This is a genomic window from Candidatus Termitispirillum reticulitermitis, from assembly GCF_054655775.1.
The window spans coordinates 1-15781 of sequence record NZ_BAAIHG010000026.1 but is presented as its reverse complement, the minus strand read 5'-3'; the positions used below and the strand labels follow the sequence as shown (position 1 = coordinate 15781).

Here is a 15781-nt window from a genome sequence, read left to right as displayed (position 1 = left end):
AATCATCTGCTTTTAACGAAGTAACGCCATTATATAACACTATAAACTCTGGACGGGGTATTGTCAACCTGTTTCTCTTATACACAGCCTCGTCATCTACTATACCCTCATATAAACGAGCTATATATTCTAAAAAACGCAACGGCATATTATCGTTTATAGTTGATTGATGTTCCATTAAAACAACTAGCTTATCTGCTATAGTAAATGATATGTCGTTTCGTCTGCCCATAAACAAAACATTCTCTAGGGTATTGATTGTAATTCCGTCTGAAACTGTATAGCTAACACCATCAATGGCATTATATAGCTCAATGAGCTTCTCTTTATCAGAGAATAGCTTTGTAAATACGCTATCCTTATACTCTCTGTTGGTATCAGTATCTGACATAGACCAATAGTATTATAGAAGTGGTAGCTTGTCAAGATTTTGTATGGAACTATGCTGTTTCAGTTTTGTTATAACAGCAAAGCAGGGATAGTCTCTACAACCTATTGACAACACTAAAAAAATGGGCTAAAATTCACAATAAGGCAGGGTTGACTAGATAAAAATCTAGGACAGCCCCCTGAATATTTGTCGCTGATGAAATAGCAAAGAGATTGGGGACAGCAAGCAATGTATAACAAAATCACACAAAACAAAGCGTATCTGCTGGCGTTTATTGTAACGTTAGCCGTTGTGGTGGCTACTTCTAGCAATTATATCCATCATAATGACCCTATTTATGCCCCTATGGAACTGCACCTATATGACAAAGAATTGTTGACTGACAACCCCGATATAGTAGCTTATGATAAATATGGAGTTATCCCAGCAAAATTTATAATCTATAAGTTCTCAGCATTTTTAATGAAACTAGGGGCTACTTATGAGCAAACTAGGGTTTTATATGCTACGATAGGTGCTATATTGACTGCGCTGCTGATGACTGTTATATCGTGGAGATTACGTCTTCAGCACCCTGTGCTATGTGCCGTGTTTATGTATATGTCCCTTTATAACCCATTTATACCGGGTACCATTGGTGCTTACGGCTTAAAGGTGGGGATTGGAATAAGCCAAACCGACGTAACCATCCTTGTTGGGCTGCTCGCCTTTGCATTATGTCTGCCTACATTCCGCCCAGCTACGACCTACGACGGGGGGGGGGGGGGCAGTGTAAGCACTGGAATCTAGCCCTTGTCGTATCAGCAGTGGCATTTGCCTTGCACCCGCAATCTGGCTTGTGGAGTTTTTGTGCCATAGCGGTTTTATACATTGTAGATTGTATTATAAACAAGCAACTGGACAAATCTATATGGAAAGGTTTCATTTTTTTGGTGATAGCTGTCCTTGCTGTTAGCTTGCCTCCCCAATTGACGAATTTCAACTCCCACCCTAAAGACATTTTTGAGATTATAACCTCTTTAAGGCAAGCATTTCATTATAATCCAATGCACTACGCCTTTACAAAAGGACTACATTCATTTGTTAGACAGAGCATTATTTTAGGTTTATTTGTTGTGTTATTTTGGCTATGGATTGGTTCATCAGTCTCTGCCAAGAGAGTTCGTCTGACAGCTGTTGTCTTTGCCACCTCGTTCTTTATCGCCCTTGCCCTTAACTATCTGTTCACAAATATTTTAGGCTCATTATTTTTGACTATGCTGTTCATTTCTAAATATTTGCCATACCCGTTTTTGTTGATGCGAATTTTATTTGTCAATTATTTTGATGATAAACTATCAAGGGGGAATTACATTATAGCCCTTATCTTATGGGTGATAATCTTTACAGCTAGAAGTAAGGCTGCTCTGTGGTGTTTGCCACCACTGATAGCTTATGAGTTTGCTGTGAAAAAAGGTTATATAGATGAACAAAGCATATCAGCTCGCCTATTTGGATATAAACACTATTTTTTAGGGTTAGGTTGCCTATTAGCCACGTTATGGACTATACATGAGGGTATGCGTCCTGATAGAAACCTATTTTTGACCACACCCACAGAAATACTTGTTAGAACGGAAATGACAGATGATATTTACGAGATAGCAAATAAGTTTCGCAAGTTGACCAGTAAGAATGACAGATTGCTTTTAGACCCATACCATAAAAGGAGAGGAATGTTTTCAATTATCAGCCAGCGTGATGTTTATCTTATAGGTGAGGAGGGACCAGAAACTTATTTTGGACTATATGAAAAAGAGAAACGGGTTAGAAAGCTAGGATGTGTGTATGAAGGTGATTTTGCAAAGAAAACTCCCGCTGAAATCGTTGCGCTATTAGACGAAATAGCTTATAAATACGTGTTGGTAGATAACGCCAGCGAGCAGTTCAAGAGCTTCAGCGGGCTGACACCTGTCATTGAACAAGGAACGTGGACGATATTTATGCGAAAATGAAACAGCAACATAGGCTATATAATGCTATTGCTAAACAAATGCTAGCGGGATTGCATAGTCGCTTTTGCTCATTCTAATCCTGACTAATCTAATGTGCAATATTATAATAGTCAACTAATTGATAAGTCAAGACTTTTTTAATATCAGTCCGACCGAAATGCAATACGGTTGCATTTCGGTAAAAAATGTGTTAAGGTGCCGTGTATGTTGTATCGGGAGAGGACGCTTCAACGTGTAGTGCTAAAGGCTTCGGACAATTTTAAGATTGTCCTGCTTACTGGTATGCGCCAAGTTGGCAAGACAACATTTCTGCACCACATCGCTAGTAATGAGCGTGTTTATGCCACCTTAGATAACCCTAGAGACCTTACACTGGCTAAGAACGAGTCAGATTTTTTCCTACAGACCTATAAACCGCCCGTTATGATAGACGAAATCCAATACGCACCAGAGCTTTTCCCATATATCAAAATGCTAGCCGATAGTGCCGATATTTATGGGTTAGTTTGGCTGACTGGCTCTCAGCAGTTTGAGCTGATGAAAGGAGTATCGGAAAGCCTTGCTGGACGTGTTGTTATCATCAATATGTTGGGTTTTTCTGTATATGAACGTGATGGGCTTGGGGAGCAACAGAAACCATTTTTGCCAGCATTTGAGCAACCCAGCATTCTAAAAAGACGTAGTTTGCCCGATACGTATAAAATTATCTGGAAAGGGGCATATCCTGAAATAGTTGACAAGGATGATGACCAGTGGACAAATTTCTACTCGTCATATATCAAAACGTATATTGAAAGAGATGTGCGCCACATCGCCAATATTAACAATGAGCAAGATTTTGTCAAATTTCTAAGTGTTGTTGCAGCACGAACGGCACAGGAATTAAATATTGCCGAAATTGCAAGGGATGTAGGTATTGCTCCAAACACGGCTAAAGCATGGCTGTCAATATTAGAATCATCGGGCATAGTGTATATGTTAAAGCCATACTTTAAGAATGTTTCTAAGCGGTATATTAAAAGACCCAAGCTATACTTTATGGACACTGGGCTTGTAGCCTACCTGACATCGTGGAATACATCCGAAGCACTTGAAACTGGTGCTATGAGCGGGGCTATATTTGAAACCTTTGTCATATCAGAGATTATCAAATCATACCACCATAACGGGCTTTTCCCTGCACTATACTATTATCGCGACAATGGGCAGGTGGAGATAGACTTGTTGATTGAGCAGAATGGCAAGCTCTACCCGATAGAAATTAAAAAGACCTCTAACCCAAACAAAAATGATATTGCAGGGTTTGAGAAACTGGCAAATTATACCGATAATGTGGATTATGGTGCGCTAATATGCCTGACTGACAAAGCTCGTCCGCTTACAGCTAGGGCAAACGCTATTTCTATATGGGATATTTGATATGAACTATCGTGCTGACATAGACGGGTTAAGGGCATTTGCTGTTATCCCTATAATACTCTTTCACCTAGACTTTACCAAGTTATTTGGCGGTGGCTATGCGGGCGTGGATATATTCTACGTTATATCGGGCTTTCTAATCACTAGTATTATATACAGGGAGACGACTGGCGAGGGCTTTAGTTTCCTAAAATTTTACGAGAGACGCATTAGACGTATAATTCCGCCGCTAGCTTTTATGGCACTTGTGGCTACTGTGCTTGCGGTTTGCTTGTTTTCTCCAGCGTATTTGCTAAACTACCTTGTGTCTTTAAGGTATATGTTCCTATTCTCGTCCAACATATTTTTCTGGCAAGATACTGACTATTTCGCCCTGCCCGATGCTACCAAAGCACTGCTACACACGTGGTCGCTAGGGGTAGAAGAACAGTTTTATATAGTATTTCCGATAGTATTGTTCTTGCTGGTTAAATATGCAGGCAAACATGCACTTAAAGGTTTAGTTTTTCTGTGGCTCATATCTTTTGCGTTGAATATCCATTTTGTATTTAGAGAACAGCCGTTAGTGTTCTATATGCTACCATTTAGAGCGTGGGAGCTACTGACAGGCTCAATATTAGCAGTTTATAGAGCTAGAGCCAACGTCACACCGCCTTACATCTGTGGCATAGCTGGTTTATTGCTAATCTGTGTTAGCGTTGTCTCATTGGGATACGTCAACAAAAGTCATTTTCCCGGTGCTCTTGCGCTTATCCCCGTAGCGGGTGCGGCATTGTGCATATTAGCAGGGGATGGCAGCATAGTGGGCAGGGTGTTAGCGTGGAAGCCGTTTGTTCACATCGGCAGACTATCCTACGCAATGTATCTATGGCACTGGGTGCTAATCACGTTCTATAAATATCAGTTCGGTGCACACCTAGATATTAGGGGTGTTATCACGCTTGTTTTAGCCACATATCTATTATCCGCCAACTCATATAGGCTCGTTGAACAGCCCATTAGGAAGAAACATCTGCTAGCCAGCAGGAGCAAGCTGTTTGTGGCAGCGATGTCTGTTATTATAGTGTTTATGGCAGGGTCGGTAGCTATAGAGAAATATACTCCGCGCGATGTGCGCTATGACAACTATCAGGCACAAATAAAGGACTTTCCAGAATTAAAATGGGGAGAATTCTACACATTAGGTAATTCTAATGCTACATCAAGCATACTCATTATGGGAAATAGCCATACTGAAGCTGTATATACCATATTTGAAACACTATGCGGTGAAAACAATAGACGTTGCACGCTAGCTGCACATGGCTCGCCACTATTTGGCACACACAGGACGGGTTTCGGCAAGCACAAGCAATATCAAACTCGCCTAAAAGAGGTCATAAGTGGAGATAATATAACCGACCTAGTTATCGTTATCCGCTGGGATATGGACGACCTTGTTGCAGACAATGGGCTAAAAGATTTAGACGCACTTAAATATGGGCTTGAAAATACTATAAACGCAGTAAAAGAGCGTAACCCAAATGTGCGTGTATGGCTACAGTTGCCTGTGCCAGTGTTTGCCTTCAATATCCCCGACCATGTCTATAGACGGCTTGAGACAAGGCAAACGTTGGCTGAATACAACGCTCAATGGAGCTATATTATCCCGCTGCTCCGTAGCTTTAATGCCCGTCTTATAGACCCAGCTGCAATGCTATGCGATAGCAGATATTGCTATGGTGTGCTGGAAGATACTGTTATGTATGTTGATGAACATCATATGTCAATCAAAGGAACATTCAAGGTAAGAAATTTATATGAACCAATCTTTCAGCCATAAATTTTAGCCAAAAATGAACAAAATATGAGCCTTGAATATTGAAATGCGATTCTAGTCGCAATTACTCTTGCAGAAATAGCCTAGCTAGCGTATAGTAAAAGCTATGAAACATAAGCGTCTTATTATGCCCGCTGTGCTCTGTGGTTTGTTAATGATAGCGTATTTTCATGTACAGCCGAGAACTGGCGATATAGTTGACTCACTTAATGGCATCTCCATTTATGCGGGTGGTGCTGGCACAAACTACACATCAGGAGAATTCGTCCGCCGCTACTATAGCAAACACTTAGGGCATCCGCTACCTGCCAATCACTCTGATAACATTCTCAGCTGGTTTGACATAGACCTGCCAGACGGCTCATTTAACGATAATATGCAGCTCTATCAGTTCACCAACCCTAGCCCCAGTGGTTGCCCGCAGGCAGACGACATAGTCGTGTTAAAGGGCAAACAAGGCGAGGCGGGCGTTGTAATACAGGAGACTACTCAGTCTACTACTATTATCAGGCAGGGTGCTATATTTTTCAGAGAGCAGGAAGCTTTGCGTGAGAGAAAGACGGGCTGCTATATTACCAACTCGCGCATTCTGGGGTGGATGCGAAAAACTAAGTGAGATGTTTCTTCCCCCTACGGGAGAGGAAATAGTATGTAGTGTGGTTGGTTGCGAAAGACAGATGGGGGTGACTGATGATTGGGTGTTTGTGTTGAGCTTTGAGATAGTTGCACGGGCAAATGATAGCAGAGCGCGGGCGGGTGTCTTGCACACTAAGGACGGCGATGTTCAAACGCCCGTCTTTATGCCCGTAGGCACGTTGGGTGCAGTTAAAACATTATCGCCTGCAGATTTAGACGAAGCGGGCGCACAGATTGTGCTGGGCAATACATACCATTTACACATACGACCGGGCGAGGACGTAGTAGCGCATTTCGGTGGATTATCGCGCTTTGCGGCGTGGAATAAACCAACATTGACGGATAGCGGTGGCTTTCAAGTATTCAGTCTAGCTGAAAATCGCAAGATTACAGAGGAAGGAGTAACATTCCGCTCGCACCTAGACGGGGCAAGTCTATTTTTATCTCCGGAGAAATCAATAGAAATACAGACAAAACTAGGGTCATCCGTTATGATGTGTCTTGATGAGTGTGTGTCTAACCCGAGCGAATACGAATATGTAGAAAAATCATTAGCACTCACAACCAGATGGGCACTGCGTTGCAAGCAATACAAAGAACAGGTAAATAGTAAGCAATTATTATTTGGTATAGTTCAGGGGGGTGTTGAGCACGACTTGCGGCAGAGGAGTGCGGGCGAGCTAGCGGAGATTGGTTTTGACGGCTATGCCATAGGCGGTTTAAGCGTAGGCGAGCCGAACGAAGTTATGTATGAGGTGGTGGACAGGGTTATGGGGCATATCCCAACCGACAAGGCACACTATTTAATGGGGGTTGGCACACCTACCGATATTATAACAGCTATAGAGCTTGGGGTGGATATGTTTGACTGCGTAATGCCTACACGCAATGCCCGACACGGCAGACTGTTTACGTCAACGGGTGCGCTGGATATTAAACTAGAAGAGCATAAAATGAGCGGTGAGCCTATAGATAAAGGATGCAACTGCTACACTTGCCGCAACTTTACGCGCGGGTATCTGCGCCACCTATTTAAGAGTGGTGAAATGCTGGCGTTCAGACTGAACAGCATCCACAATATCACTTACTATCTGTCGCTCGTGCGCGGTGCACGAGAGGCAATTATAAACGGAACTTTCAGAGGATACAAAAACCTTTTTCATTAGTCGCTTATCATGTTATTCTACTCTAAAGACTCACTAGACACTGACTAGTGAGCCTTGCTCCCTGTTGAATATGTCAATGCCGACACGTTCTATGTGTTCACGTAAGATAGCCCCAAATCACTCAATTTCGTTCTCTCTTTCCAAAAAGAATATATACAAATTGTTAAGTTGAGCTAAATACTCGGCTTTTATACTATGCAAAACCACCTGAAACCTCTCAAAATCATACGTATGAGACAAGAGATTTCTTGCGAGCAACATATCTATTAACATATTCGGTTGAACTTCTGCTCGTTCAAGCACTTTTGCGGTAGTCGCCTCTTGAATAACCCTTCGCGGGGTTGCTTCGGGGATAGATAAACCCGTGTATTCTAAGTAATCTTTTAATGTTTTCCAAGCAAGCTCAAAGGCAACTTCAAACCTTTTAATTAACCCCTCTTCTTCAAGCCGAGTAAATTGTTCTTGTTCTTCAAACGCCGATTGCAGGAGGATAAACGCCCTTGAAAAGTTTTGCAGCCGTTGCACCCACCGTATATCCTGTTCCATTTTATATCCCTCAAAACTCAGCTTTGTCATCTTGTCAACAAAGCCTTATATGAATGTGCTACTATAACACTATGAAGAGGGAAAAGCAAGTGTCCTTAATACTTTGCTATCGTTAGCTCTCCCCCTGCGTAGTCTAGCTTGATATTATTGAATATTGCCTCAAAGTTGATTAGTCCACCGGTGTAGCCTCTTGTTTCTCCATTCGTTGTAGATAATAATAACTTCATTAAAAATTGTAGTATAATATTTGAACAATTATTAAGTAGGTTAACGCAATGGAGCTAATCGGTTTTTTAGTTTTAATGGTTGTCGTATTTTTATTTAATAAATCTAAGCATGAATGGCGTAGAGATTATTATAGAAACGACTACCTTCAATCGGACGCTTGGAAAAGAAAACGTTATGTGGTGCTCAAACGAGATAATTGGCATTGTGTATATTGCGGTGCTCGCGCTACCCAAGTTCATCATTTGAAATATGCAAAGAATATAGGAAGAGAACCTATTGAATGGCTTGTTTCTATTTGTAATGCTTGTCATACCTCTAAACATTAAATGCTCTAATTTGAGGGAGAAACCAATGCTTTGGTTACCCCTCCCCCGTCAAGGGAGAGGGGATCTCCCCCTGCCTTACAACTTTTCCACTACCAGTTGCCCCACTCCTGTGTAGTCTAGCTTTATACGGCTTTGAAACGCCGTTCGGTCTGGAACTTCTCTCAACAGTTCATTGGCTGACGAGACACGAAGGTGCTACGCAAGAAAACTTGGGTGACAATGTAAATAGAAGTTTATGAGTGGCTACCAGATTTCCTTTTTTCTTGACAGCCCATTGATTTTTCGGTAAAATTCCCAAAAAGGTTAGATGAATAGCACAGGAGGATGAAGGATGAATGATATTGACCTCAATGAAATTAAGGTATATCATATTGTCCACATTAGTAAGCTAGTCGCTATTTTGAAGGAAGGGTTTTTAGTTTCCGATGCAGAAATACAAAAGCGTCCTTCTGTTGGAGTTACAATCGGTATGACGAAGATAAAGGAGCGCAGGTTGTCGTTGCCATTATCCTCTGTCGGTCTGCACGTTGGGGACTGCGTCCCATTTTATTTTTGTCCTCGCTCTCCGATGCTCTATATGTTATCAAGGGCAAATCACCAAGATATTGAATACCGTGGTGGACAAGAGCCGATAGTTCATTTAGTATTCAGTATGAGGAACGTTATCAATTGGGCAGAACAGGAAGGGCGGAAATGGGCGTTTACAGAATCAAATGCTGGGTCACGTTGTTTTGAGGATTTTGCAGATTTAGCGGACTTAGATAAACTTGACTGGAATGCTATTCGGGCAACTCTGTGGAGTGGACGGCAGGACAAAAAGCAGGCGGAGTTCTTAGTGGAAAAATCACTACCATGGCAACTTGTGGAAAAAATAGGCGTGTATTCATTAGAGCAGTATTCGGAAGTCTGTAAAATTCTTGAAGCCGAAACAAGCCGACCGCAAATAAGTGTTGAACGTTCGTGGTATTATTAAATAAGGTGGACTGATATGATTACGTATAAGACGAACGGTAATTTGCTTGCTAGTAATGCCGAGGCACTCGTGAACACGGTCAACTGCATCGGTATAATGGGACGTGGGATTGCTTTGCAGTTCAAAAAGCAGTTCCCCGACAACTTCAAGTTCTATGAAGTTGCCTGCAAACGTGGTGAAGTTGTGCCCGGCAAAATGCTTGTGTTTGAACTTAATAGTCTTATAAATCCGAAACTCATAATCAATTTCCCTACAAAACGTCATTGGCGTGGTGCAAGCAGGATTGAAGACATCAGAGCAGGACTTGATGATTTAGTCAACGTCATTAAATCGCAGGGCATATCGTCTATCGCCATTCCATCGCTTGGATGCGGGCTAGGCGGATTGAATTGGACTGAAGTCAAACCATATATTGAAATGGCATCAACTCAACTGCCAGATGTGCAAATTGAGGTGTTTGAACCGAGCGGTGTAGCGGTCGCAAATGTTATGGCAAAAAACCGCGCTGTTCCGAAGATGACACCCGGTCGCGCGGCATTAGTTGCACTAACGCGACAATATCTTGGTGGGCTGCTTGACCCGTTTATCTCATTGCTTGAAATCCACAAGCTGATGTATTTCTTGCAAGAGTGCGGTGAACCGCTACGTTTGAAATATGTTAAAGCACCTTACGGTCCTTATGCCGAGAACCTTTCACACGTCCTTAACGCTGTAGAGGGGCATTTATTGTCTGGCTATGCGGATGGTGGCGACAAGCCTGATAAACAGATTACACTAGTCCCTGGTGCGGAATGTGGGGCTATGGCATTTCTTACTGAACACGCAGACACCAGCGAGCGGATAAATCGTGTGGCAAGGCTTGTTGACGGCTTTGAAACGAAGTTCGGTCTGGAACTTCTCTCAACAGTTCATTGGCTGACGAGACACGAAGGTGCTACGCAAGAAAACATCGTTGAACGTACCCACGCATGGGGGAAACAAAAGAAAAAATTTAGCCAGCGACAGATTGAAATAGCACTGGCACATTTGACTGATAGCGGTTGTTATTGCTAGGGATAAGTTCCATTAGTCAATATGATAGTTGGCAGGGCGAGCATTAAAGGTTTATGCTATTTCCTGCTTTTATCTGATTAGCGTGTCTACATCTCTTGGCAACCAGAAGTTTATTGCTCTCAGCTTTTCAATTTCTGTCGCCAAGTTTTGAATAAGTCCCTGCCTGTGTGCAAGCATTAGTATCCCTAATGTTCCTGTTATATTAAACCCAAACTTGACTGCGTATTTACGTGCTTCTGCGTCATCAAGAACTAACAGCACATTCCTTAATTCTTCAGCTAAAGCGATTGAACTTGCCTCTCCTATGTGTAACTTCGTCTTGTGCCGTTCTGTTTTGCTTACATCTGCAACAGATTTAATCAAAATCCATTCTGGGAGCGGCAAGCCATACTCCGCCGCAACTTCAGGAGTAATCACAACAGAGCGGGCTAACTCCTTGAGGAGTTCAAGCCGTTTTATATTCGTGAGAGCGATTAGACAGCTGGTGTCTGATACTATTATGTTCTGTAAAAATTTTGTTGACATTTTCAAGCTCTTGCCTTACGTCATCAGCCGTGTAGATAGCCACGGGAACGCCTTTCTCAACAAGCAAATCCCAAAAAGTGTGATATTCTACCCCCGCTATTTCAGAGGCTTTGCCTATTGAAACCTTGTGCTCCTCAAACAGCCCCACAGCCAGCGCAAGCCGTGCTTCAGCTTCGCTTACATCGTAAGGTATCGGTAAATCTAGTAGCATTACTCCCCCTGCCCTGCTAATTCTATCAAACCTAAATGTTGTTGTCAAGGATTTCTTAGGCAATTATATGCTTGGTTGGGCTAGAAGCTGTAGTCGACGATGGAGTTCTCCCTCCCCCGTCTAGGGGGGTGGCTCCCCCTGCCTTACAACTTTTCTACTACCAGTTGCCCCCCTGTGTAGTCTAGCTTTATGTTATCGTCTCGTTTGATGTCCCCTGTGATGACCCTTTCGGCTAGCTTATTCTCAACCAGTTTTTGTATAGTGCGTTTCATAGGGCGTGCGCCAAATTTCGGGTCGTAGCCACTATCAACAATATGCTTTGCCAGCGCATCAGTATAGCTGACAGTTATGCCCATACCATTTAGCCGAGCACAAACACCATTTAACAGCAACCGCACTATCTCCAGTAGTTGCGCTTCATCAAGCGAATGAAACTTTATAATATCATCTATGCGGTTAATAAACTCTGGACGGAAATATTTTTCAGGTTCCGCTAGATTAGACGTCATAATAATAATAGTGTTCTTGAAACTAACCATCCGACCCTTAGCATCCGTCAGCCTGCCGTCGTCTAACAACTGCAAAAGTACGTTAAACACATCGGGATGCGCTTTCTCTATCTCGTCAAACAGCAACACAGCATAAGGCTGACGGCGAACACGCTCGGTCAGCTGCCCGCCCTCGTCATAGCCCACATAGCCCGGAGGCGCACCAATTAGCTTTGCCACAGAATGTGGCTCCATATACTCGCTCATATCCATACGCACCATAGCTTGTTCGCTGTCAAACAGATATTCCGCTAGTGCCTTTGCCAGCTCTGTCTTGCCTACGCCTGTTGGTCCCATAAATATGAATGAGCCTATGGGTTTGTCAGGGTTGTTCAGCCCTGCACGGCTACGACGCACAGCCTCGCTCACAGCTGACACGGCATCAGACTGCCCTATAACACGCTTGTGCAGATACTCTTCCATGTGTATTAGCTTGTCCGCCTCCTCCTGCATCAGTTTTGTAGCGGGAATGCCCGTCCACTTTGATACAATCGCTGCAACGTCCTCCTCGTCAACCTCTTCCTTTATCAGCGGTTTTGTGCCACTGGGGGTGCTTTTCACACGGATTTCAGCCTCTTTTAACTTTTTTTCTAGTTCGGGCAACTTTCCATATTGTAGCTCGCCCGCCTTTGTGTAGTCGCCTGCCCGCGTGGCAACGGCAATATCTTGCTTGAACGATTCTATATCAGCCTTTAGTTTGCGCATATCTGACACAACAGCCTTTTCCGCCTGCCATTGCGCCCGCATAGTATTTGCCTTGCATTTCAGGGCTTCTAGCTCCTCATTAGCCTTTTCTAATCGCATTTTAGAAGCATTATCATTCTCACGTTTCAGTGCCTCACGCTCTATCTCCAGTTGTCGGCATTTGCGTTCCAGTTCGTCAAGCTCAGTCGGCAGGCTGTCTATCTCCATACGTAGCTTGGCAGTAGCCTCGTCTATTAAATCTATCGCCTTATCGGGCATAAACCTGTCGCTGATATACTTGTCAGCAAGGTAAGCCGCCGCAACAAGGGCAGAGTCTTTTATGCGCACCCCGTGGTGCAACTCATAGCGTTCCTTTAGTCCGCGCAAGATAGAGACAACATCATCAACGGTCGGCTCTTTAACCATTACTATCTGGAAACGCCGTTCAAGTGCGGCATCGCGCTCTATATATTTCTTATATTCATCTAATGTAGTTGCACCTATGCAGTGTAATTCTCCACGCGCTAGTGAGGGTTTCAATATATTAGCCGCATCCATAGCCCCCTCCATAGCTCCCGCACCCACAAGCGTATGCAGCTCATCTATAAACAAGATAATCTCACCATCGCTAGTAGTGACTGCCTTCAAGACATCTTTTAGTCGCTCTTCAAACTCGCCGCGATATTTAGCACCAGCTATCAATGCGCCTAAATCAAGCGTAGCAACTATCTTGTCTTTCAGTGATTCTGGTACATCTCCCGCCACAATGCGGCTTGCCAGCCCCTCTACAACGGCAGTCTTGCCGACACCCGGCTCGCCGATAAGCACAGGATTATTTTTTGTCCTGCGCGATAGCACATGTATAACGCGGCGAATCTCCTCATCCCTGCCGATGACGGGGTCTAACTTCCCCTCTCTTGCGCGTTTTGTTAGGTCTATCGTGTATTTTGTGAATGCTCCCGCATCGTCTTTTGGCATCTCTTGATACATAAATTACCCTCTTGATTAGTTCTATCCGTATCTGTCTAGTCTATCTCTCAGCTCTAATACCTCTGCCTCTAGCTCGTCAATATGCTCGTAAAGCTCCATTATCATATCAACCCCTGCGCTGTTAATGCCTCGCTCCCTTGTGAGAGTTAGCACGCGCTTCAGCCGTTCCACGTCATCATCGCTATACCTGCGGGTGTTGCCCTCAGTGCGGAAAGGCTTTAGCCAGCCGAGCCGCTCATATTGGCGGATGGTCTGCGGGTGAATTTCCAACATCTCCGCCACTACGCTAATCACATATACTGGTTTAGCCATAATATATATATATGCCTACACTTTTCCAAGCTCTAACATCGCCTGCCTATCAGGGCGCGGGTATGCACTCATCAACTTCTGCAGGGTCTTCTTGTCTTTATCGTCCGCAACATCGGGCACGACTATATGAGCTACTATGTATAGGTCGCCCCTGCCACCACCTTTCAATGCAGGCACACCCTTGCTCTTCACGCGGAATCTGCGTCCCTCCTGTGTGCCAGCGGGAATAGTCAGCATTATAGCCCCGTCTGGGGTTGGCACCTCAATGCTAGTGCCTAGCATTGCTTCAAATACATCTATATCAAGTCTGACGGATAGGTCTGCCCCTTCACGCTTATAGACGGGGTGCTCTGGTATAATCGGCACTATGTATAAATCGCCGTTTGCTCCGCCATTCGCACCCGCACCGCCCTTACCAGCTACACGTATTCTGGAAGTTTTATCCACCCCTGCAGGTATCCGCACCTTGATACGCTCGTTGTGGTCGCTACCATAGTTTGCTTGAACGGCAAGTTCGTATTCATTACCTTTCATCACGTCAGCAAACCCAATCTGCAAGCGATGTTCGTAGTCAGCACCCTTGCGCGAACGCGGAGCACCCCTGCTAAAACGTGAACCGCCAAACCTGCCCCCGCCGAATAGGTCGCCAAGCAGGTCTTCCATAGATGCTCCGCCAAACTTAAAGCTGCGCATATCGTCAAAGTTCATATTGCTGAAATCGTAGCCACCCCCGCCCCCCTTGAAAGCGTCATGCCCTACCCTATCGTATTGCGAACGTTTGTCCTTATCCGACAATGTGGCATAGGCTTCCGAAATCTCCTTAAACTTTGCCTCAGCGACTTTATCATCGGGATTCACATCAGGGTGATATTTGCGCGCAAGGGCGCGATACGCTTTTTTTATCTCGTCATCGCTTGCGCCCTTGCTAACGCCTAAAATGTCATAATAACTATTACTCAAAGCAGTTTAGTCCTTCGTCACTTTAATGGTGACTGATTTACTTGAATTATCTTTCTTTAATACAACGGTCAACACGCCGTCTTTCAATGCAGCAGACACCTTTGACACATCAACACTGCTAGGCACAGAGAACGAGCGCGCAAATTTGCCAAACGGACGCTCCAGCCTGTAGTAGCTTTCAGAGTCTTTGTCAATGGGCGATTGTTTTTCGCCACGTATCAAGAGCAAGCCGTCATTGACTTGAATGTCAATGCTATCTTCTGCAACACCGGGCAGTTCGGCTAATATCACTAACTCATCATCATTCTCGTAGATATCAACGGGCGGAGTCCACTGTCCGCCAGACTCTCCGCCATTCACATCACGAAAGATGTTGTTAACGCGGTCTGATAGGTTCAGAATGTCCTTTAGTGGGTCCCAACGAGCAATCATAAGCAATCCTCCTTAAATTAATTGTTTTGATACACTTAGATATAATATTATCATCTAAGTATATAATTTTATGTGACTATATTATAAAACTTGATATTACCCATGTCAAGTTTTTTTTCATAAAAATTTAAAGTTTTTTGTGTTTATCATTTTTATCTGTAATGCCACAGTTAAAATGCCCCTATTTAGGTGTTAAAGGTATGCATTTTCCTCTTGACAACCTCCCCTTTTTCTGCTATAGTTCACATACAATTTAGTTAAGCTATGAGGGAATCAGGCTGGTGGAAGTTCTTTATGTATATATGTTATGTATATATTTAGGGGCTATTCTATCAGCTTTTTTTATTTGTTTAGTATTTGCAGGGAGGATTGGGTATGTCATTTAGTGTTTATACTAATACGGCGGCTGTGTTGGTGCAGGGAGGTATCAGCAGTAGTGCGAAGGCATTATCACATTCAATAGAGGGGTTATCTAGTGGGTTGCGTATAAACCATGCGTCAGACGATGCTTCGGGTATAGCTATATCAGATAAGTTAAGGACACAGATAAGCGGGTTATCAAAGGCTA

General features: G+C 43.6%; 18 protein-coding genes and 1 pseudogene. 10 read left to right on the top strand and 9 right to left on the bottom strand.

Translation table 11 applies throughout. From position 1 onward, the window contains the following. Nucleotides 1-391, bottom strand: a pseudogene (locus AC1MDJ_RS04130) (Rpn family recombination-promoting nuclease/putative transposase); the annotation flags it as partial. A 228-nt stretch (nt 392-619) separates the two neighbouring features. Here AC1MDJ_RS04130 and AC1MDJ_RS04125 point away from each other — a divergent pair. From AC1MDJ_RS04125 to tgt, 6 genes are all read left to right on the top strand, one after another. Then, nucleotides 620-1180, top strand: coding sequence for a hypothetical protein (locus tag AC1MDJ_RS04125; RefSeq protein WP_479689690.1), 561 nt, complete (start codon nt 620-622; stop codon nt 1178-1180). Next, nucleotides 1108-2385 (top strand): hypothetical protein, encoded by a 1278-nt coding sequence (locus AC1MDJ_RS04120; protein ID WP_479689689.1) that lies wholly within the window; start codon nt 1108-1110, stop codon nt 2383-2385. Before AC1MDJ_RS04125 ends, AC1MDJ_RS04120 begins: the two co-directional genes overlap by 73 nt. Before the next feature lie 204 nt (nt 2386-2589). Continuing rightward, nucleotides 2590-3804 carry an ATP-binding protein gene (locus tag AC1MDJ_RS04115; protein WP_479689688.1) on the top strand — a complete coding sequence of 405 codons (1215 nt, stop codon included), beginning with the start codon at nt 2590-2592 and terminating at the stop codon, nt 3802-3804. A 1-nt stretch (nt 3805) separates the two neighbouring features. Then, nucleotides 3806-5626: an acyltransferase family protein gene (locus AC1MDJ_RS04110; protein ID WP_479689687.1), complete on the top strand. Its 1821-nt coding sequence runs from the start codon at nt 3806-3808 to the stop codon at nt 5624-5626. A 103-nt stretch (nt 5627-5729) separates the two neighbouring features. Next, complete coding sequence (locus AC1MDJ_RS04105; protein WP_479689686.1) at nt 5730-6239, top strand: hypothetical protein; 510 nt, start codon at nt 5730-5732, stop codon at nt 6237-6239. A gap of 61 nt (nt 6240-6300) precedes the next feature. Then, on the top strand, nt 6301-7425 hold the full coding sequence (gene tgt, locus AC1MDJ_RS04100; RefSeq protein ID WP_479689691.1) for a tRNA guanosine(34) transglycosylase Tgt: 1125 nt from the start codon (nt 6301-6303) through the stop codon (nt 7423-7425). Between the two features lie 117 nt (nt 7426-7542). Here the strand turns inward: tgt and AC1MDJ_RS04095 are convergent, their stop codons facing one another. After that, on the bottom strand, nt 7543-7971 hold the full coding sequence (locus AC1MDJ_RS04095; protein ID WP_479689685.1) for an HI0074 family nucleotidyltransferase substrate-binding subunit: 429 nt from the start codon (nt 7969-7971) through the stop codon (nt 7543-7545). 95 nt (nt 7972-8066) lie between these two features. Then, nucleotides 8067-8198: a hypothetical protein gene (locus AC1MDJ_RS04090; protein ID WP_479689684.1), complete on the bottom strand. Its 132-nt coding sequence runs from the start codon at nt 8196-8198 to the stop codon at nt 8067-8069. A gap of 48 nt (nt 8199-8246) precedes the next feature. Between AC1MDJ_RS04090 and AC1MDJ_RS04085 the strand changes: the two genes are divergently transcribed. The 3 genes from AC1MDJ_RS04085 (at nt 8247) to darG (ending at nt 10551) form a co-directional block, all read left to right on the top strand. Further along, a complete protein-coding gene (locus AC1MDJ_RS04085; protein WP_479689683.1) occupies nt 8247-8525 on the top strand; it encodes an HNH endonuclease in 279 nt (92 codons plus the stop codon). Nucleotides 8526-8856: 331 nt separating this feature from the next. Further along, nucleotides 8857-9498: a type II toxin-antitoxin system toxin DNA ADP-ribosyl transferase DarT gene (gene darT / locus AC1MDJ_RS04080; protein ID WP_479689682.1), complete on the top strand. Its 642-nt coding sequence runs from the start codon at nt 8857-8859 to the stop codon at nt 9496-9498. Between the two features lie 15 nt (nt 9499-9513). Beyond that, nucleotides 9514-10551, top strand: coding sequence for a type II toxin-antitoxin system antitoxin DNA ADP-ribosyl glycohydrolase DarG (gene darG / locus AC1MDJ_RS04075; protein ID WP_479689681.1), 1038 nt, complete (start codon nt 9514-9516; stop codon nt 10549-10551). Between the two features lie 69 nt (nt 10552-10620). Here the strand turns inward: darG and AC1MDJ_RS04070 are convergent, their stop codons facing one another. The 6 genes from AC1MDJ_RS04070 to AC1MDJ_RS04045 all read right to left on the bottom strand — a co-directional run bounded on the left by AC1MDJ_RS04070 (nt 10621) and on the right by AC1MDJ_RS04045 (nt 15213). Further along, entirely contained in the window at nt 10621-11076 is a 456-nt protein-coding gene (locus AC1MDJ_RS04070) for a PIN domain-containing protein (RefSeq protein WP_479689680.1), read from the bottom strand. Then, nucleotides 10997-11350, bottom strand: coding sequence for a UPF0175 family protein (locus AC1MDJ_RS04065; protein ID WP_479689679.1), 354 nt, complete (start codon nt 11348-11350; stop codon nt 10997-10999). Before AC1MDJ_RS04065 ends, AC1MDJ_RS04070 begins: the two co-directional genes overlap by 80 nt. Before the next feature lie 80 nt (nt 11351-11430). After that, nucleotides 11431-13509 (bottom strand): ATP-dependent Clp protease ATP-binding subunit, encoded by a 2079-nt coding sequence (locus AC1MDJ_RS04060; protein ID WP_479689678.1) that lies wholly within the window; start codon nt 13507-13509, stop codon nt 11431-11433. A 21-nt stretch (nt 13510-13530) separates the two neighbouring features. Further along, nucleotides 13531-13821 (bottom strand): heat shock protein transcriptional repressor HspR, encoded by a 291-nt coding sequence (locus AC1MDJ_RS04055; protein WP_479689677.1) that lies wholly within the window; start codon nt 13819-13821, stop codon nt 13531-13533. A 15-nt stretch (nt 13822-13836) separates the two neighbouring features. Then, nucleotides 13837-14781, bottom strand: a complete 945-nt coding sequence (locus AC1MDJ_RS04050) for a DnaJ C-terminal domain-containing protein (RefSeq protein ID WP_479689676.1) — start codon at nt 14779-14781, stop codon at nt 13837-13839. 6 nt (nt 14782-14787) lie between these two features. Further along, entirely contained in the window at nt 14788-15213 is a 426-nt protein-coding gene (locus AC1MDJ_RS04045; RefSeq protein WP_479689675.1) for an Hsp20/alpha crystallin family protein, read from the bottom strand. Between the two features lie 375 nt (nt 15214-15588). Between AC1MDJ_RS04045 and AC1MDJ_RS04040 the strand changes: the two genes are divergently transcribed. After that, a partial coding sequence (locus tag AC1MDJ_RS04040; RefSeq protein ID WP_479689674.1) for a flagellin N-terminal helical domain-containing protein occupies nt 15589-15781 on the top strand: 193 nt, incomplete at its 3' end.